The organism is Actinophytocola sp. (assembly GCF_035634895.1).
Classification (GTDB): Bacteria; Actinomycetota; Actinomycetes; order Mycobacteriales; family Pseudonocardiaceae; genus Actinophytocola.
Genome location: NZ_DASQCC010000151.1, coordinates 14,794 through 33,736, shown reverse-complemented (window position 1 = coordinate 33,736; position 18,943 = coordinate 14,794). Strand labels below are relative to the sequence as shown.

The window sequence follows — 18,943 nt, the reverse complement described above, 5'->3', positions numbered from 1 at the left end:
CGGGGATCACGCTGGGTCAGGATCCAATCGCGCCGTGGGGGGCGCAGGGCTCGGCCCGCCGGCAACGACGAAAGCGGGTCCCGGAAGGGTGCGGCGAGCCGCACAGCCAGGGAAGGCGCGGCGAAGCGCACCGAACAGGCCTGGAGATCACGCTGGGTCAGAACCCAACCGCAGCGTCGGGCCGGGGCCCGGCTCCCGGCAAGGACGGATGCCGCCACAGGAAGGGTGCAGCGAGGCGCCAGGGAAGGTGGAGCGAAGCGCACCGAACAGCCCCGGAGATTCACGCTGGGTCAGAACTCAACCGCACGTCGGCGGGGCCCGGCCCCCGGCAAAGACGAAAGCCGACCCAGAAAAGTGCAGCCGAGCACACCGACGGGAAAGGTGCAGCGAAGCCGCACCGACGGGAAAGGTGCGGCGAAAGCACCGAACAGAGACGAGACCACGCTGGGTCAGAAACCAACCGCACCGTGGGGGCTCGGGGGGCTCGGCCCCCCGGCTAGCACCGAAGCCGGTCCCCGGGAAGGTGCAGCGAAGCGCACCGAACAGGGGCGGAGAACCGGCGGGCCGCCTGGCGTGCCAGGCGGCCCTTTCTCCCCGGTCCCCACCGGTGACTCCACTATGGAGGGTGGGGACGGGGAGTGCCAGCTGTGTGCCCCTATCGTGTCAACGGTTCATCATCGCAGGTCAGAAGTGCTACCCACAGTCATGCGACGCCGGGGTCGGACGTCTGTGGGCCGGCCGCGGTGATGTCGTCGATGCGGTACCGCCGGGCCGCCTCGACCACCTTGGACTGGTCGATCTCGCCGGTCTTGGCCAGCGCGGCGAGCACGCCGACCACGATCGACTCCGTGTCGACCAGGAAGTGCCGCCGCGCCGCGGGCCGCGTGTCGGAGAAGCCGAACCCGTCGGTGCCGAGCGTCAGCATCTCCGTGGGCACCCACGGGCGGATGAGGTCGGGGACCGCGCGCATCCAGTCCGAGACCGCCACCACCGGACCGTCGGCGCCCTCCAGCGCGGACGTCACGTACGGCTTGCGCGGCTCGGCCTCCGGGTGCAGGAAGTTGTGCCGGTCCACCTCGACCGCGTCGCGCCGCAGCTCGGCCCACGACGTGGCGGACCACACGTCGGCCAGCACGCCCCACTCGTCGTACAGCTTCTCCTGGGCCGCGAGGGCCCACGGCATCGCGACCCCGGACACCAGGATGTTCGCGCGTGAGCCCTCGGCGTCCTCGGCCTTCTTGTACCGGTAGAGCCCGCGCAGCAGGCCCTCGACGTCCAGTCCCTCGGGCTCGGGCGCCTGCACGTACGGCTCGTTGTAGATGGTCAGGTAGTAGAAGACGTCCTCGGCGTGGTCGCCGTACATCCGCCGCAGGCCGTCCTTGACGATGTGCGCGATCTCGAACGACCACGCGGCGTCGTACGCGATCACCGCCGGGTTGGTCGCGGCCAGCAGCAGCGAGTGGCCGTCGTTGTGCTGAAGGCCCTCGCCGGTCAGCGTCGTGCGGCCGGCCGTGGCGCCCAGGACGAACCCGCGTGCCATCTGGTCCGCCGCCGCCCACAGGCCGTCGCCGGTGCGCTGGAAGCCGAACATCGAGTAGAAGATGTAGATCGGGATCATCGGCTCGCCGTGCGTGGCGTACGACGTCCCCGCGGCGGTGAACGACGCGGTCGACCCGGCCTCGTTGATGCCCTCGTGCAGGATCTGGCCCTGCTCGCTCTCCTTGTAGGACAGCATCAGCGACGCGTCCACGGACGTGTACATCTGTCCGTGGGGGTTGTAGATCTTCTGGGTCGGGAACATCGAGTCCATGCCGAACGTGCGGGCCTCGTCCGGGATGATCGGCACGATGCGGTGCCCGATCTCCTTGTCCTTGGCGAGGTCGCGGACGAGCCGGACGAACGCCATGGTGGTGGCGACCTCCTGCTTGCCGGAGCCCCTGCGGACCACCTCGTAGACCTTGTCGCCGGGCAGCACGAGCGCCTTCGTCTTCGCCCGCCGCTCCGGGACGAACCCACCGAGCTGGCGGCGGCGTTCGAGCAGGTACTGGACCTCCGGCGCGTCGGGGCCCGGGTGGTAGTACGGCGGCAGGTACGGGTCCTTCTCCAGCTCCGCGTCGGAGACGGGGATGTGGATGGAGTCCCGGAACTGCTTGAGGTCGTCGAGGGTCATCTTCTTCATCTGGTGCGTCGCGTTGCGCCCGGCGAAGTGGGACCCGAGGCCGTAGCCCTTGATCGTCTTGGCGAGGATCACGGTCGGCTGGCCGTGGTGCTCGACGGCCGCCTGATAGGCCGCGTAGACCTTGCGGTAGTCGTGGCCACCGCGTTTGAGGTTCCAGATCTCCTGGTCGGACATGGGCGTGACCAGCTCCTTCGTGCGGGGGTCCCGCCCGAAGAAGTGCTCGCGCACGAACGCGCCGTCGTTGGCCTTGTAGGTCTGGTAGTCGCCGTCCGGCGTCGTGTTCATGAGGTTGACCAGGGCGCCGTCGCGGTCGGCGTGCAGCAGCGAGTCCCACTCGCGGCCCCAGATGACCTTGATGACGTTCCAGCCGGCGCCGCGGAAGTAGGACTCCAGCTCCTGGATGATCTTGCCGTTACCGCGGACCGGGCCGTCGAGGCGCTGCAGGTTGCAGTTGATGACGAACGTGAGGTTGTCGAGACCCTCGTTCGCGGCGACGTGGATCAGGCCGCGGGACTCGGGCTCGTCCATCTCGCCGTCGCCGAGGAAGGCCCAGACCCGCTGGTCGGAGGTGTCCTTGATGCCGCGCGCGTGCAGGTAGCGGTTGAACCGCGCCTGGTAGATCGCGTTCATCGGGCCGAGGCCCATGGAGACCGTCGGGTACTCCCAGAAGTCCGGCATCAGCCGGGGGTGCGGGTAGGACGGCAGGCCCTGGCCGGGGCCGCCGTGCGAGTACTCCTGGCGGAAGCCGTCGAGCTGGTCGGCGGACAGCCGGCCCTCGAGGAACGCGCGCGCGTACATGCCGGGGGAGGCGTGGCCCTGGAAGTAGATCTGGTCGCCGCCGCCCGCGTGGTTCTTGCCGCGGAAGAACCAGTTGAAGCCGACCTCGTAGAGCGTCGCGGAGGACGCGTAGGTCGAGATGTGACCGCCGACGCCGACGCCGGGCCGCTGAGCGCGGTGCACGGTCATCGCGGCGTTCCAGCGGGTCCACGCTCGGTAGCGGCGTTCCACCTCTTCGTCACCGGGGAACCACGGTTCCTTCTCGGTGGGGATGGTGTTGACGTAGTCGGTGCTGGTCAGCGACGGGACGCCGACCCGCTTCTCCCGTGCGCGCTCGAGCAGGCGAAGCATCAGGTAACGCGCGCGCTGCTGGCCACCGGCGGTGAGCATCGAGTCGAACGACTCGAGCCACTCCGCGGTCTCGTCCGGATCGATGTCCGGAAGGTGTGCCGCGAGACCGTCGCGGATGACCCTTACCCGCTCGGGCTTGTTCCTGCTGTTTTCGCTGTTCTGCGTAGCCAAGGGGTCTCCAGTGCCTGCGCTCATGGTGCTAACTCTGCCACTGTCGTCTCGAACCGTGCTGGGGTCATCCCTACCGATGGGTACAGGCCTGTTTGTAATGGTCCGTCCAGGGCAAACCCGGCGTGGGTGGTTGCGCGGTATGGCAAGGTCAGTGTTCGCTGTCCCAATACCGATTCGTGGTGGTCGCCACGATGGCGCTTAGGAGGAGTGAAAGCCGTGGTCGCCGCGGGAGACACCGGCAAGGCCGGCGTCGCCGATAGGCTCGGGATCGAGCCGGGGATGGTCGTCCAGGAACTCGGCTGGGACGAGGACGTCGACGACGGCGCCCGTGCCGCCATCGAGGAACAGATCGGCAGCGATCTGCTGGACGAGGATGCCGACGAGGTCGTCGACGTCGTGCTGCTGTGGTGGCGCGAGGACGACGGTGATCTCGTCGATGCCCTGATGGACGCGATGGGCCCCCTCGCGGAGACCGGTGTGATCTGGGTCCTGACCCCGAAGACCGGCCGCGACGGGCATGTGGAGCCGAGCGAGATCGCGGAGGCCGTGCCGACCGCCGGTCTGGCGCAGACGTCCAGCGTGAGTATCGGTGACGACTGGTCGGCGACGAGACTCGTGTCGCCGAAGTCCGCGAAGACCAAGCGCTGACCTTCGTTAAGCTGATGCCCGTACGGGTGGCATCCGTGCGGGTGTCGTTCGCTTGGAGGAGGCTGCGCGGTGGTCGAGGTCGGTTCGAAGGCGCCAGAGTTCACTCTGAAGGACTTCAACAACGAGAAGGTGTCCCTTTCGTCCGTTTACGCGGAGAAGCCGGTCCTGCTGGTGTTCTACCCGTTCGCGTTCAGCGGGATCTGCACCGGCGAGCTGTGCCAGCTGAGGGATGACTTCTCGTCGTTCGAGGGCGTGCGGGTGCTGGGGGTGTCGGTCGACACGCCGTACAGCCTGAAGGTGTGGGCCGAGCAGGAGGGGTACCAGTTCCCGCTCCTGTCCGACTTCTGGCCGCACGGTGCCGTGGCACAGGAGTACGGGGTGTTCAACGAGAAGGCCGGCATGGCGAACCGCGGCACCTTCCTGATCGACGGTGCGGGCGTCGTCCGCTTCGCCGAGGTCAACCAGCCGGGCGAGGCACGCGACCAGGAAGCGTGGAAGAAGGCGATCGCCAGCCTGTGAGCTTCAGCCGGCGCCGTTCCGGTGCCGGCCAGGGCGTGTAGCTCAGCGGAAGAGCACTCGGCTTACACCCGAGCGGTCGCAGGTTCGAATCCTGTCGCGCCCACTCTGAGCAGGGATAGTTCTCTTCGCCATGGCCTTGGACTCCGTCCTTTGTCATTTGGTCGTCATGATTCACAACGGCCTTACGGGCCTTGTGTGTGCGGAGCCGCTCACGGATGGTGAGCGCGAGAACTGTGTTCATCGGGCGCCCGATGGTCCATCCAGAGCGTGGACGGAAGGAACACCAAAGCGATGGCGAAGCCGATCATGGTGTCGGCGAGCCGCTGCCCCAAGGATCGGCCGCGAGACGGTTGGAGGGCAAGATCAACCGTCGCTTTGTCGCTGCTTTTCGCGCGGAATTCTGACCTCGCTGCTGCGTTCAGATCGGCGTTTCATATGGTCAGAGAGGGTGATGCGACCTTTGTAGACATTCCGCCGATCTCAGAGCGGTCGCAGGTTCGAATCCTGTCGCGCCCACCATATGTAGACTGGCTACATGCGGCCAGACGTGTTGCGAGGGCACCTCGACGGCCTGATCCTGGCCGTGCTCGAGGACGAGCCCCTGCATGGCTACGCCGTCATGGAGGCGCTGGTGCGACGCAGTGGCGGCGCCCTGGACCTGCCGACCGGCACGCTGTACCCCGCCCTGCGCCGCCTGGAGCGCGCAGGGTTCGTGGGCAGTGAGTGGAGCACCGTCGGTGGCCGCCGACGGCGTACGTACCGTCTCACCGGGACGGGGCAGCGCATGCTGGCCGACGAACGGACCGAGTGGCGTGCGTTCTCGGCGTTAGTCGACGGCGTGTTGCGGTCGGCTGCTCCGTAGGCACCGTCGCGCCGAGACGGTCACCAGGGTCGCGGGGACGAGTACGAACGAGACCGTCCACACCAGAGCGAGCAGGTTGCCGGACAGTGCGGTCAGCAGCGTGCTGGCCGCGGTCAGCGTGGCGGCGGCCGCGCACGCGCCGATGCCCGTGAGCCGGACCAGCCTGTCGCGGATGGCGGGGTGGCGTGTGCCGAACTGGTAGGCCAGTACGGCCAGGAACATCAGCAGGATGAGAATCCCGCCGACGTTCTCGACGATGGTGTCGGCCGGCTGGGGTCCGCCCTGGGCGCCCGGGAAGGCGTAGTCCCACACCAGCGGCTGCGCGGCGGACAGTGTGAACGCGGCCAGCGCCGTGCGGTGTCCCTGTGCCAGGCCGAGCTCCGCCTGGTAGGCGGGCACGAGCTCGGGCACGGAGCCGAAGTCCGCGATGGCTTGGTGCTGGGCCGCCGCGTGCCCCAGCCCGGCCGCCTCGTAGGCGGCCGTGGCGTCCGTGAGGTGATCACGGGCCTCGGCGAGTAGGTCCGCCTTTGCTCGCCGAGGCCCACGCAGGGCGCTGCCCAGCGCCCTCAGGTATGCGTCGATCACTCCCGGCAGTCTGGCGTGCCGCCGGGTCGCCGTGATCCGGGAGATTCCCGGAGATCTACGGGATGGGGCGGATCCTGGTGTTCTGGAACGACGTCTGCTGCCAGCGCCCATGCCGGTTGACCAGGACGTTCGTGTTGACGGACAGTGCTTCGTCGGTGCACGTCGTCTCCTCGTCCCACAGCACGCAGCCGGTGCGGACGATGATCACCGTGTCGGGTTCCACGTACCGGGTCTGTTCGGTCAGCATCAGCAGGCGGGTGTCCCGCAGGTAGGCGTCGAAGTAGTGCTGCATGCGCGTGGTGATCTGGTCCCGGCCGTGCAGGTGGTCGCCGTTGAAGGTGACCATGTCGCCGTCCTGCGTGAAGGTCGCGGCCCATGCCGCGCCGTCGCCGCGCGCCCACGCGTCGTCCTGCTGGCTTCGCAACCGGTTGAAAGCGGCCTGGTCACCCGTGCGTGAGTGGTCCGGTGTCGCCGCCACCGCCGCGGTGGACGTGGTCAGGCCGGCCATCACCACCAGCACACCCAGTGCGGCACGGCGAACGCGTCTCCTCATGTTCCTGCCTCCCTATAAGTAGTCTTACTACATATAGCAACGCTACTTATGAAGCGCAAGAACGGTCGGACGGCGTGCGTGAGGATCGGGGCCTGGCGGTAGGTCCACGTCGCCTCGTCCGTGGACGGACTTCGGTCGCGTCTGGCCAAGGGCTCGTCACGGCGAGCAGACTGCCTGTCGGGTGGATTGCCGCGATGGCGAGGGTTCCGCATTCCTGCCGCATTGAAGCCGGACATGATCATGCCGGTGAGAATCGCCTCGGCTGGGATATTCGGATGGGAGCGGAAGAGGCGTCGGCAAACGTCGGGCGCGCTGAACCGGACCGTCAACTGGGGGACGGTCAATGTGCGGTTGGTGTCGTTCAGTGTGCTGGCGTTGCCGACGCCTCGTTCCTACATGCTGGACATCGGATGATTGTGACTCTCTGTTACGAATTTCGGCTCTGATTCACCCGTGGGGGTGAGCTTGTTTATGGCTGAACGAAGATATGCCGCGTGCGCCGCGCCGGGATGCCGAGGACTAACCGAACACAATGGATAGTCCATGGTCCCGATCATTGTCACCGGGACAGGCTGAAGAAATCCGTGACGTCAAAGGGAACGGGCCAGGTGAACGCCAATTGACGGAATGATCAGCAGTACGCCGCGTGGGGCAGCGAAACGTCGATGACCATGATCAGCGCACCGGCGACGAGTGATGGAGAGCCGAGGCGGTCAGCTGCCTGCCGGAGAGGTCACGGCGCGGGTGGCCCCGATGTGAACCATCCGAGCAGTCACGGCCGCGCAGGGACCCGCGGTCCGGCTCGCCCTCGGACGAGCCGGACCATGCGAGTCGTGAGGTCAGCCCTCGAGTTCGAGGGCGGGTTCCGGCTCGATGACGACCGGGAGCTGCTGTTCCGCCCTGGCCTTGCGGCGCTTGCGGACCAGGATCATGACGATCACGGCCACGACCAGGGCGCCGATGATCACCGCGCCGCCGGTGCCCATCACGGACTCGGCGCGTTCGGCGGCGTCACCCAGTGCGGCGCCTATCGTGATGTGGAGGGCCGCCCAGCAGGCCGCGCCCGACACCACCGCCGGTAAGAACTTCCGGTACGGCAGTCTCGACGTGCCCGCCGCCGCCGGGGTCAACGTCCTCACCACCGGTAGGAAGCGGGCGAAGAACACCGCCCACGCCCCGCGTTTACGCAGGATGCCCGTGGCCTTGTCCCAGCCGTCCACACCGTACTTCTGGATCAGCTTCGTCTCGCGTAGGCCTGGGCCGAACCTGCGGCCTATGGCGTATCCGATCGAGTCGCCGATGCCGGCGCAGACCGTGACTATCAGCCACAGTAGAACGCCCTTGGGAAAGTCGGTGACCAGGACGGCTGACGCCAGCAGTAAGCCGGCCTCACCTGGTGCGATGAACCCCAGACCAACCGTGCACTCCGCCAGTACCAGCCCCCCGGTGGCCGCGTACATGGCCGGTGCCGGAAGATTCCGCAACCACTCCAATACGTCGGTCAGTACCGCCACTACCTGCTCCCCTCAGATGATTTCCGCGGCAAGTCTCGCAGTAGGACCGAGGAAATCACACCGGGGTTCCCCTGACATCAACCCTGAGTCCGACTTATGACGTACGACTGAGGACTGAGCTGATCTCCTGGTGCGCCGGGCCGGCGGCGGCCAGGTGGGCCAGCGAGGCAGGCACTTCCTCGCCGCGGTGGGCCATGGCCTGCGCGTACAGGCGACCGGCCCGGTAGGACGACCGCACCAGCGGGCCGGCCATCACGCCGGCGAAGCCGATGGCCTCCGCGGACTCCTTGTGCGCCAGGAACTCCTCCGGCTTGACCCAGCGGTCGACCGGGTGGTGTCGCAACGAGGGGCGCAGATACTGCGTGATCGTGATGATGTCGCAGCCGGCGTCGTGCAGGTCCTGGAGGGCGGCCGTCACCTCGGCGGGGGTCTCGCCCATGCCCAGGATCAGGTTCGACTTCGTGACCAGGCCGACCTCGCGTGCCCGGGTGATCACTTCCAGTGACCGCTCGTACCGGAACGCCGGACGGATCCGCTTGAAGATCCGCGGCACGGTCTCCAGGTTGTGCGCCAGCACCTCGGGGCGGGACCCGAACACCTCCGCCAGCTGCTCGGCGTCCGCGTTGAAGTCCGGGATCAGCAGCTCGACGCCGGTGCCGGGGTTCAGCTCGTGGATCTGCCGGACCGTCTCCGCGTACAGCCACGCGCCGCCGTCCGCCAGGTCGTCGCGGGCCACACCGGTGACCGTCGCGTAGCGCAGGCCCATGGCCTGGACCGACTCGGCCACCTTGCGCGGCTCGTCGCGGTCCAGCTCGGCCGGCCGGCCGGTGTCGATCTGGCAGAAGTCACATCGCCGGGTGCACTGCTCGCCACCGATGAGGAACGTGGCCTCGCGGTCCTCCCAACACTCGTAGATGTTGGGACAGCCGGCCTCCTCGCACACGGTGTGCAGGCCCTCGCGCCGGACCAGGCTCTTGAGCTCGGTGTACTCGGGTCCCATCTTGGCGCGGGTCTTGATCCACGACGGTTTCTTCTCGATCGGCGTCTGGCTGTTGCGTACTTCCAGTCGCAGCAGCTTTCGCCCCTCCGGAGCGATCGTCACGCCGTTCAGGCTACGCCACTTGACTCGGTCCGATCCGTCCCGTTAGACACGCCGAACCCTGCTATGTACGGAGGCAGTTCGTGCACGTCGAACGAAGAGTTCTCCTCGCACTCGTGTCCGCCGCACTGGCCGTGACCTCGATCACCGCCACCCCCGCCGCGGCGGCCCCGCAAGTCCGCCACGACAGCGACCGGGACTTCGGCAACGGTCCCGAACGCAACGAGATCGCGGCGACCGACCCGGTCGCCGCCCGTCGCGCCACCCCGGCCGGCGAGAACCAGGTCCGCACCCACCAGGGCTACCCGCGCCGGACCGAGCTGCGGGTCTACCCGGAGGACCCGACCGACAGGTCGATCAAGCTGGGCCTCACGCCCTACCACGCGCTCGCCCCCCGGCTGAACGCGCTGCAGGACCGCAGCGACCGGGTGTCGGTCGAGGTCGTCGGCCAGTCCGGGCTCGGCCGCGACCTGTACCTCGTCACGCTCACCGCCCCGGAGAAGCCCGCGGAGAGCCGTCAGCAGGACGCCTGGCGCGACCTGATCGAGAACGACCCCGTCCGCGCCGCCCGCGACCACCGGCTGGAGCGTGACTACAAGGCGCCGCTGTGGATCAACAACAACATCCACGGCAACGAGTGGGAGGGCACCGACGCCGCACTGCGCCAGATCGACTACCTGGCCACCACGAACGACCCGGCCGCCAGGCGGCTCCTCCGGCACAGCCGGATCTACTTCAACGTCACCGCGAACCCCGACGGCCGGGTGGCCGGCACCCGGGGCAACGCCAACGGGTTCGACCTCAACCGCGACTTCGTCACGAACTCCCAGCCGGAGAACGTGGCCATGCGCGAGGAGATCGAGGACACCCAGCCGGTGATCACGCTGGACGAGCACGGGTACTCCGACGGCACCCTGATCGAGCCGACCGGTCCGCCGCACGGGCAGAACTACGACTTCGACCTGTACATCAGGCACGGCTACGCCGACGGCCTCGAGATGGAGGCGGCGGTCAAGGCGCTCGGTTACCCGGAGGCGCAGGACGTCGTCGTGCCGTTCCGCGACCTCGCCCCCGGTGACTGGGACGGCTGGCCGCCGATCTTCACCGCGCAGTACGCGATGTACCACGGCGCCGTGTCCTACACCATCGAGATTCCCCTGCAGGTCAACAACGACGCCTACAACACCCTGCCGGTCGAGGAGCTCCGCCGCCGCGCGGCCATCAACACCGACGTGTCCGAGGCGACCGTGAAGACCACGCTGTCCTACCTGGACCGGCACCGGGTGGAGCTGGTCGACAACCAGATCGAGATCTTCCGGCGCGGCGCGGCCGGCGAGCCTCAGCGGTACGTTCCGGACGGGTTCGTGCCCGGTTTCGGGCCGGAGGACCGGTTCACCACGAACTTCCCGCGTGCGTACGTGATCCCGGCCGGGCCGACCCAGCGCTCGGCGGTCGCGGCGGCGCGGCTGGTGGACCACCTCGTGGCGCACGACGTGCGGGTCCGGCGGGCCACGCGGCCGTTCACGCTCGGTGGCCACAGGTACCCGGTGGGGTCGTATGTGGTGGACATGCACCAGCCGAAGCGCGGGCTCGCCAACGTGATGCTGGAGGCCGGCAAGGACGTGTCCGACGACGCGCCGCAGATGTACGACATCGCCGGTTGGAGCCACCGGCTGCTGTGGGGCGCGTCGGCCGACATCGTGCGGAACGGGCAGGTCAGAGTGCCCAGCGTCGCCGTGGTAGCGGCCGCGCCGACCGGCGGTCTCGACGTGGCGCCCGGGCGTGACCTGGCGATCCGGATCGTGGACGGCAAGGACGCGAGCGCGGTCAACGACCTGCTCGGCCGGGGTCTGTCGCTGCGGCGTCTCGGTGACGGGACGGTCGTGGTGCCGGCGTCCGGCCGGCAGGCGGCGCGGGCGGTCGCGGACCGGTACGGCGTGCGGTTCACGGCCGCGCCCCCAGGCGCCGGCAGCCCGCTGCACCGGGTGACGGTCGCGGCGGCGGTGGCGGTCGACGAGCTGTTCGCCTTGCGGGACATGGGTTTTGACGTCCGTCCGGTCTCGACGGCGACGTTGAACGCCGGGTTCGACCTGTCGCGGGTGGACGTGCTCCTCGTGTCGTCCGGGTTGCGGTACGACCAGCTCCAGCCAGCGGCGAGGGCCCAGGTCGACGCCGTGTTAGCCCAGGGCGGCGTGGTCACGCGAGGGGCGACGGGGTCGCGGTTCAATGCCGACGCGCGACTGCTGCCGGTGACCGCCGTCCCCGGACGGGGTGACGCCAACGGGGTGGTGACGGTCGACAACGCTGGCGCGTCCGTGTTGGCCGGCTCGACACCGACGTCGTTCGTCTACTCGCCACAGTGGTTCGCGAACCTCGGCGCCGGGGTCCGTGCCGAGCAGCGGTACGCGGCCGGCAACCCGCTCGTCGCGGGGCACTGGCGGCCGAACGCCGACGGATCGGGCGGCCCAACCGCCGCGGCCGGACAGGCAGCCGTGGTCTCCGGCACGTCGGCAACCGGCGCACGGGTCCTGATGTTCGGCACCGAACCCCTGTTCCGCGCCCACCCCAAGGGCCTCTACGCCCAGGTAGCCTCCGCGATCTACTGGAGCGCCACCCGATAACCCCGCGAGTCCCGCGTTCGCACATACCGAGTCCCGCGTTCGGACTTACCGAACTGCGGTTTCGTGCAGGTCATGGCCTGGGCCGTGTGCACGAAACCGCGGTTCGGGGTGTTTGAACGCGGGACTCGCGGTGTTTGAACGCGGGACTCGCGGGGTGGGTGGGGGGCGGTCACGCTCGGGTTTTGCGCATGCCGTTCATGACGGTGGTGATGGTTTTCGTGACGTCGGCGGCCGCGGACTTCGGGTCGGGGGCGCCGGCGATGATCTCGGCGCCGGCGGACAGCGAGCCGAAGAGGATGCGGGCGGTCACCTCGACCGGCAGTGGCTCGATCTCGCCGGCCTCGACCAGCGATTCGACGGTCGCGCGCACCAGGCCGTAGCTGAAGTGCTCCTCGGCCTCGCGCCAGCGTTCCCAACCCATCACGACCGGCGCCTCGTGGATGACGATCCGCTGGTAGGAAGGGTCGAGGCAGCAGCGGACGTACGCCTGGATGCCGGCCATGGCCCGCTCCCACGCCGTGCCGTCCCCCTCGACCGCGACGGACAGCCGGCCGATCGCGGCGGTCTCCACGGCGTCGAACGCGGCCTCGAACAGGGCCTGCTTGCCGCTGAAGTGGTGGTAGAGCGCGCCCTTGGTGACCCTGGCGCGCTTGACGATCGCGTCGAGCGAGGTGGCCGCGTAACCCCGCTTCGTGAACAGCTCCAGTGCCGAGTCGACCAGCGCCTGCCGGGTGGACTCGGTGTAGTCGACGCGCCTCGACCGCATTGTCACCACGCTCACAAAGGTACGACACATACCGGCCACATACCGGTGGTACGTTGACCTTGTTCGACCATACCGACGGTATGTACAAGACCGATGGTATGACCGATTTCACGGCATGGGGAGAACACCATGGGGTGGCAAGACTTCTACCGCCGCAGGGACGCACTGGACGCCGTCGTCGAGCAGGGGGAACTGCGTACGTCCGAGGCCTTCCCGACCGAGGCGGAACTGCTGCTGGCATTGCACCACCGGTGGTCGCGGCGGTTGGCCGCACGGGTCGAGCTGGGTGAGCTTTCCAGCGCCGACCCGGTGGACGCGGTCGGCGCGGCGTGGCGACGGGCGGCGGAGGACAACGCCTCGTTGCGGGAGCTGCTGGACGCGCACGCGGACGACCCGGTGCTGCGGCCGCTCGCCGAGGCCGAGCATCGCATGCTGGCGCGCGCGGCGGGGCTGACCGAGGCGGGGGACTCCGCGGCGGAGGCGGAGTCGATCGGGGCCGCGTTCCTGGCACTGCAGAAGTCCGCGCCGCGGCGTGGCCGCCGCAACCCGGTGGAGCGGTTGCTCCGCAGACTGGTGCCGTCCGCTTAGGAGGATCGGCTCGGGGCCGGCGCCATGCGGTGGCGTCCGCGTGGCGCGTTAGTGCTGGGCCAGTTCGAAGTTCACGCCGGGGCTGGTCGGGGTCCAGCGGGGGAGCCAGCGGTCCGCGACCGGGAGCGAGCCCTCCAGCGCCTGGAGCACGTACTTCTCCGCCAGGGGCGCGACCTCGTCCACCGTCACCGTGCGACCCAGTTCGGCCGACAGGGACGTCACCCCGGCGTCGCGGATGCCGCACGGGATGATGTGCTCGAAGGCGGACAGGTCAGCGTCGCAGTTCAGCTCGAAGCCGTGCATGGTCACGCCGCGCTGGACGCGGATGCCGATGGCCGCGATCTTGCGTTCCCTCCGGCTCTCGTCCGCCGGCAGCCATACGCCGCTGCGGCCCTCCACGCGGCCGGTCTCGAGGCCCAGTGAGTCGCACACCGCGATCAGCGCCTGCTCGATCCGGCGCACGTACTGCACGACATCGATCGGGTCGGCCAGCTTCACGATCGGGTAGCCGACCAGCTGCCCGGGGCCGTGCCAGGTGATCTTGCCGCCGCGGTCGACGTCCACCACCGGGGTGCCGTTGTCGGGGCGCTCGTCGGGCTCGGTGCGCTTGCCGGCCGTGTACACCGACGGGTGTTCCAGCAGCAGCAACGTGTCCGGGCCGGTCTCGTCGGCGCGGGCGGTCGCCAGCTCGCGTTGCAGCTCCCACGCCTCGACATAGTCGATGGTGCCGAGCTCGCGGACATGCACGGAAGCGCCGGACGCGCGACAGGAAGTCACGACTGCGACCCTACGCCGTCCACTCGCGACGCAGTAGAGGGCTACGTGAGCAGCGCGGACAGCGTCTCGTCCAGTGCCGGGTGACGGAACTCGAAACCGTTGTCCGTCAACACGGTCGGCACCATCCGCTGGCTGTACAGCGCCTCGCCCTCCGCGTCGCCGAGCGCCAGTTTCAGCACCGGCGTGGGGGCGAACCACGGTGCCGGTCGTCGCACCGCGTGACCGAACGCGGCGGTGAAGTCCGCGTTCGTCACCGGGTTGGGTGAGCACACGTTCACCGCGCCGGACACCGACTCGTGCTCGATCAGGTACCGGGTCGCGGCCACGTGGTCGGCGACGTGGATCCACGGCATGTACTGCCGGCCGTTGCCGAGCCGGCCGCCCAGCGCCAGCCTGAACAGCGGCTTCAACATCCCGACGAGCCCGCCACGTCGCGCGAGCACGTGACCGGTCCGCAGGCGCAGTACCCGCGCGCCCGCGTCGGTCGCCCGTTGGGTGGCCGACTCCCACGACTGGCACAGGTCGGCCAGGAAGCCCGCGCCGCGTGGCGCGGTCTCCTCGACGACCTCGGTGCCCTTGTCGCCGTAGTAACCGGCCGCGGACGCGTTCACCAGCAGGGGAATGCCCTGCTCGGCGACGGCCGCGGCCAGTACCTCGGTCGGCTCGACCCGGCTGTTCACCAGCAGCTGCCGGCGCGCCTGGCTCCAGCGGCCACCCGCGATGGACGCGCCGCACAGGTTGACGACGGCGTCCGCGCCGGCCAGGTCGTCGATGCGACCGGCCGGCGGGTCCCAGCGCAGCTCGTCAGCGGCGCGGGTGTCCCGCCGGACCAGCCGGACCACCTCGTGGCCGGCCGTCCGCAGCTCCTCGACGAGAGCGGACCCGATCAGGCCGGACGCACCGGCCGCGATGATTCTCACAAGCCGAGTTCACCCTCGAAGTTGCCTTCCTGCAGGCGGTTCTTGATCGTGCTCAGGAACCTGCCGGCATCGGCGCCGTCGACCAGGCGGTGGTCGTAGGTCAGCGCCAGGTAGATCATCGAACGGATCGAGATCGTGTCGTTGCCGTCCGCGTCGGTGATCACGACCGGCCGCTTCACGACCAGGCCGACACCAAGGATGGCGACCTGCGGCAGCTGGATGATCGGGGTGTCCCACAACGCGCCCTGGCTGCCCAGGTTGGTGAGGTTGAACGTCGCGCCGAACAGCTCGTCCGGCGTGATCTTGTTCGCCCGCGTCCGCTCGGCGACGTCGGCGATCTTGTGCGCGAGACCGGCGACGCTCAGGTCACCGGCGTTGTGGATGGCCGGGGTGAGCAGGCCGCGCTCGGTGTCCACCGCGATGCCGAGGTGCTCGGCGCCGTGGTAGGTCACCTCCTTGGACTCCTCGTTGATCGACGCGTTCAGCTTCGGGTGCTGCTTGAGCGCCTCGACCGTCGCCTTGGCGAAGAACGGCAGGAACGTCAGCTTCACGCCCTCACGGGCCTCGAACGCGGTCTTGGCCCGCGAACGCAGCTTGGCGATCTTGGTGACGTCGACCTCGACCACCTGGGTGAGCTGCGCGGCCGTCTGCAACGACTCGACCATGCGCCGCGCCACGGTCTGGCGCAGGCGGCTCATCTTCTCGGTCTTGCCACGCAGGTCCGACGCCGGCGCGGCGGCGGGGGCAGCCTTCGCGGCCGGCGGTGCGGCGGCGGGCGCAGGCTGCTTGGCGGCCTCGGCCGCGGCCAGCACGTCCTGCTTGCGGATCCGGCCGCCGACGCCGCTGCCCTTGAGGCTCGCCAGGTCGACGTCGTGCTCCGCGGCGAGCTTGCGCACCAGCGGGGTGACGTACGGGCCGTCGCCACGCGAGCCGTTGCCGGCAGGCGCGGCGGCCGGGGCAGGCCTCGGCTCGGGCCGCTGGGCCGCGTGCTTGGGCTCGGACCTGGGCTCCGGCTTCGGTTCCGGCTTGGGTTCCGGCTTCGGCTCTGGCTTGGCCTCCTGCTTGGGCTCCGGTTCCGGCTCGGGTTCCGGCTCTGGCTCGGGCTTCGGCGCCGGTTTCGAGGCCTCCTTCGCGGGGGCCGCACTGCCGGAGCCGACGACCGCGAGCTGGCCGCCGACCTCGACGGTCTCGTCCTCGCCCGCGGTGATCTCCAGCAGGGTGCCCGCGACGGGCGACGGGATCTCGGTGTCGACCTTGTCCGTGGACACTTCGAGCAGTGGCTCGTCGACCTCGACCGAGTCGCCGACCTGCTTGAGCCACCGGGTCACGGTGCCCTCGGTCACGCTCTCACCGAGCGCCGGCATGTTCACCGGCGTGCCCTCACCGGAGCCGCCGGACTCGCCCGATTCACCCGAGTCGTCGGAGTCGCCAGAGTCATCGGAGTCGTCCGAGTCGTCGGACTCCTCGGCCTGGGCAGGCTCCGGCTCGGGCTCCTCCGCCTGCTCCTGCGGCTCGGGCTCCGGCTCGGCCTCGGCGGTGTCCGACGAGGACCCGCCGTCGTCGCCGCCGCCCTCGGCCGAGTCGCCGATGACGGCAAGCTCCGCGCCGACCTCGACGGTCTCGTCCTCCTCGGCGACGATCTTCTGCAGGACGCCGGCGGCCGGCGACGGGATCTCGGTGTCGACCTTGTCCGTGGACACCTCGAGCAACGGCTCGTCGACCTCTACGGTGTCGCCCACCTGCTTCAGCCACCGGGTCACGGTGCCTTCGGTGACACTCTCCCCGAGTGCCGGCATCTGGACGGAGAACGCCATGGTTTCGCTGACTCCCTTTGAACTTATTTCGGCTCAGCCGTGCACGTGCAGCGGCTTGCCGGCCAGGGCGAGGAACGCCTCGCCCAGCGCCTCGGTCTGGGTGGGGTGGGCATGGATGAGCGGCGCCACGTCCTCTGGGTACGCCTCCCAGTTGTAGATCAGCTGCGCCTCACCGACAAGCTCGCCGACCCGCTCGCCGACCATCGTGATACCCACCACGGGGCCGTCGGGCGCCTTGACGAGCTTGACGCCGCCGGACGTCTTCAGGATCTGGCTCTTGCCGTTACCGCTCAGCGCGTAGGTGTAGGTGTCCGCGCCGCCGAACTTCTCCTTCGCCTGCGCCTCGGTGAGCCCGACGGACGCGACCTCCGGCTTGCAGTAGGTGACGCGCGGGATGCCCGCCTCCTCGACCGGGCGGGGACTCTGTCCCGCGATCTCCTCGGCGACGAAGATGCCGTGCTGGAAGCCGCGATGCGCGAGCTGCAGCCCCGGAACCAGGTCGCCGACGGCGTAGACGTTGGGCAGGTTGGTGCGCAGCCGGTCGTCGGTGAGCACGAACCCGCGTTCCATGGCGACGCCGGCCTCGTCGTAGCCGTGGCCCGCGCTGTTGGGCCCCCGGCCGACCGCGACGAGCAGGGTCTCGGCGTCGATCGTCTCGCCGGACTCCAGGGTCACGGTCACGTGGGTCTCATTCTGCGACGCACTCGTGAACCGCACGCCCGTCTTGTACTTGATGCCACGCTTGCGGAAGGCCCGTTCCAGCTGCTTGGAGGCCCACTCGTCCTCGAGCGGCACCAGCCGGGGCAGCGCCTCGACGATGGTCACGTCCGCGCCGAACGACGCCCAGACACTCGCGAACTCGACCCCGATCACGCCGCCGCCGAGCACCACGACGCTCTCCGGGACGTAGTCGAGGTGCACGGCCTGGTCGCTGGTGATGATCCGGCCGCCGATCTCCAGGCCGGGCAGCGTCTTCGCGTACGAGCCGGTGGCGAGCACCACGTTCTTGCCCGTGTAGGTCCGCCCGTCCACCTCGACGGCGTTGGGGGCCTTGAGGGTGCCCTGCCCCTCGACCAGCGTGACCTTGTTGGCCTTGGCGAGCCCCTGCAGGCCCTTGTACAGGCCGGCGACGACGCCGTCCTTGTACGAGTTGACGCCCGCGATGTCGATGCCCTCCAGCGACGACTTCACGCCGAACTGGTCGCCCTCGCGGGCCAGATCCGCCACCTCGGCCGCGTGCAGCAGCGCCTTGGTGGGGATGCAGCCGCGGTGCAGGCACGTGCCACCCAGCTTGTCCTTCTCGACGAGGATCACGGACAGGCCGAGGCCCGCGGCGCGGAACGCGCACGCGTAGCCGCCGGAGCCGCCACCCAGGATCACGAGGTCAGCGGAGGTATCGGTCACGGGATCTCCTGTGTTGAATTGGTCGCTGCGCTCATCCGCCGGGCCGCCTCCTTCCCTCGTCGCGGGCTCACCGCTCGTTCCTCGCTCCTGAGCCCGCTCCTCGGTCAGTCCGGCGGAGGGCTCCCTCGCTCCGCTTCCGGTGTCTGGACGCCACCACACATCATCTTGTCACTACGTGCGGCAGGCTTGCGAGGTGGCCGGACAGGCACAATGAAAGGGACGAACGGAGCGAAGCGAAACAACCTCCGCCGGAACCGACTCGAGGAGCACGCTCGGGGAGCGTCGAGCGTGCGACGAGAGAGGGAGGCGGACGGCGTGAGCGGAGCGGCCGGTTCAACACAGTTCGCAATCGGAGGTAGGCGCCGTGGGGTTGTTTCGGCGGAAGAGCGGTCAGGGCCAGGTGCGGTCCGCCAGCAAGGCTGACACCTCGCATCTGGACGAGTGGGCGTCCACGCGACAGGGGGTCGAGGCGTACGTCGAGCCGCGCACCAACGTGACGGAAGCCACCGTCGTTCTGGTGGCCCACGACGGTGAGTGGACGAGGCGCCGGATACCGAACTTCGAGGCCGCCCGCGACTTCGCCCGAAAGCGGTCCATGCCGCTGTACGAGGTGGAGCGGGTGGGCTACCCGAAGCGGATGCGGGAGTACCAGGAACGCCAGAAGCGCGAGGGCGGCTCGAGGTAAGGATCGTTACCGGTTGCCCGACGGTTCGGTCGTCCCTTCCACGCATGCCCTGGCCTGCTGATCAATAGTTAAGTCGGTTTTCGGTCTCCACAACGCTTCGATGGTCTGAC

16 protein-coding genes and 1 tRNA gene are annotated in these 18,943 nt (G+C 69.1%); 7 read left to right on the top strand and 10 right to left on the bottom strand.

Features of this window, described 5'->3' with window-relative positions; genetic code table 11:
• Positions 1-703 precede the first annotated feature (703 nt).
• Positions 704-3,478 (bottom strand): pyruvate dehydrogenase (acetyl-transferring), homodimeric type, encoded by a 2,775-nt coding sequence (gene aceE / locus VET29_RS22480; protein WP_414636569.1) that lies wholly within the window; start codon positions 3,476-3,478, stop codon positions 704-706.
• Between the two features lie 216 nt (positions 3,479-3,694).
• On the opposite strand from aceE, the gene VET29_RS22475 reads away from it, so the two are divergent.
• From VET29_RS22475 to VET29_RS22460, 4 genes are all read left to right on the top strand, one after another.
• Positions 3,695-4,126 carry a DUF3052 domain-containing protein gene (locus VET29_RS22475; RefSeq protein WP_324923639.1) on the top strand — a complete coding sequence of 144 codons (432 nt, stop codon included), beginning with the start codon at positions 3,695-3,697 and terminating at the stop codon, positions 4,124-4,126.
• A gap of 69 nt (positions 4,127-4,195) precedes the next feature.
• The gene (locus VET29_RS22470) at positions 4,196-4,645 is read left to right on the top strand and encodes a peroxiredoxin (protein ID WP_324923637.1); all 450 of its coding nucleotides are present in this window, start codon (positions 4,196-4,198) and stop codon (positions 4,643-4,645) included.
• Positions 4,646-4,676: 31 nt separating this feature from the next.
• A tRNA-Val gene (locus VET29_RS22465) sits at positions 4,677-4,748 on the top strand.
• Between the two features lie 432 nt (positions 4,749-5,180).
• Positions 5,181-5,507, top strand: coding sequence for a PadR family transcriptional regulator (locus VET29_RS22460; protein WP_324923635.1), 327 nt, complete (start codon positions 5,181-5,183; stop codon positions 5,505-5,507).
• Here the strand turns inward: VET29_RS22460 and VET29_RS22455 are convergent.
• From VET29_RS22455 to lipA, 4 genes are all read right to left on the bottom strand, one after another.
• Positions 5,472-6,092, bottom strand: a complete 621-nt coding sequence (locus VET29_RS22455) for a permease prefix domain 1-containing protein (protein ID WP_324923633.1) — start codon at positions 6,090-6,092, stop codon at positions 5,472-5,474. The two genes, VET29_RS22460 and VET29_RS22455, sit on opposite strands and share 36 nt — an antisense overlap.
• A gap of 55 nt (positions 6,093-6,147) precedes the next feature.
• Positions 6,148-6,645, bottom strand: a complete 498-nt coding sequence (locus tag VET29_RS22450) for an SgcJ/EcaC family oxidoreductase (protein WP_324923631.1) — start codon at positions 6,643-6,645, stop codon at positions 6,148-6,150.
• A gap of 839 nt (positions 6,646-7,484) precedes the next feature.
• Positions 7,485-8,159, bottom strand: a complete 675-nt coding sequence (locus tag VET29_RS22445; protein ID WP_324923629.1) for a DedA family protein — start codon at positions 8,157-8,159, stop codon at positions 7,485-7,487.
• 94 nt (positions 8,160-8,253) lie between these two features.
• Positions 8,254-9,261 (bottom strand): lipoyl synthase, encoded by a 1,008-nt coding sequence (gene lipA / locus VET29_RS22440; protein ID WP_324923627.1) that lies wholly within the window; start codon positions 9,259-9,261, stop codon positions 8,254-8,256.
• 80 nt (positions 9,262-9,341) lie between these two features.
• On the opposite strand from lipA, the gene VET29_RS22435 reads away from it, so the two are divergent.
• Positions 9,342-11,879 carry a M14 family zinc carboxypeptidase gene (locus tag VET29_RS22435; RefSeq protein WP_324923625.1) on the top strand — a complete coding sequence of 846 codons (2,538 nt, stop codon included), beginning with the start codon at positions 9,342-9,344 and terminating at the stop codon, positions 11,877-11,879.
• Between the two features lie 169 nt (positions 11,880-12,048).
• Here the strand turns inward: VET29_RS22435 and VET29_RS22430 are convergent, their stop codons facing one another.
• Positions 12,049-12,645, bottom strand: coding sequence for a TetR/AcrR family transcriptional regulator (locus tag VET29_RS22430; protein ID WP_324923622.1), 597 nt, complete (start codon positions 12,643-12,645; stop codon positions 12,049-12,051).
• A 129-nt stretch (positions 12,646-12,774) separates the two neighbouring features.
• On the opposite strand from VET29_RS22430, the gene VET29_RS22425 reads away from it, so the two are divergent.
• Positions 12,775-13,233: a hypothetical protein gene (locus VET29_RS22425; protein WP_324923621.1), complete on the top strand. Its 459-nt coding sequence runs from the start codon at positions 12,775-12,777 to the stop codon at positions 13,231-13,233.
• 48 nt (positions 13,234-13,281) lie between these two features.
• On the opposite strand, the gene lipB is transcribed toward VET29_RS22425, so the two are convergent.
• The 4 genes from lipB to lpdA are packed head-to-tail and all read right to left on the bottom strand — an operon-like array spanning position 13,282 to position 18,148.
• Entirely contained in the window at positions 13,282-14,010 is a 729-nt protein-coding gene (lipB, locus tag VET29_RS22420; RefSeq protein WP_324923619.1) for a lipoyl(octanoyl) transferase LipB, read from the bottom strand.
• Between the two features lie 41 nt (positions 14,011-14,051).
• Positions 14,052-14,930 carry a TIGR01777 family oxidoreductase gene (locus VET29_RS22415; protein ID WP_324923617.1) on the bottom strand — a complete coding sequence of 293 codons (879 nt, stop codon included), beginning with the start codon at positions 14,928-14,930 and terminating at the stop codon, positions 14,052-14,054.
• Positions 14,927-16,744, bottom strand: coding sequence for a 2-oxoglutarate dehydrogenase, E2 component, dihydrolipoamide succinyltransferase (gene sucB, locus VET29_RS22410; RefSeq protein WP_324923615.1), 1,818 nt, complete (start codon positions 16,742-16,744; stop codon positions 14,927-14,929). The genes VET29_RS22415 and sucB overlap by 4 nt, the downstream gene beginning before the upstream one ends.
• Positions 16,745-16,777: 33 nt before the next feature.
• Positions 16,778-18,148 (bottom strand): dihydrolipoyl dehydrogenase, encoded by a 1,371-nt coding sequence (lpdA, locus tag VET29_RS22405; RefSeq protein WP_324923613.1) that lies wholly within the window; start codon positions 18,146-18,148, stop codon positions 16,778-16,780.
• A gap of 364 nt (positions 18,149-18,512) precedes the next feature.
• Between lpdA and VET29_RS22400 the strand changes: the two genes are divergently transcribed.
• Positions 18,513-18,833 carry an oxidoreductase gene (locus VET29_RS22400; RefSeq protein WP_324923611.1) on the top strand — a complete coding sequence of 107 codons (321 nt, stop codon included), beginning with the start codon at positions 18,513-18,515 and terminating at the stop codon, positions 18,831-18,833.
• Positions 18,834-18,943 lie beyond the last annotated feature (110 nt).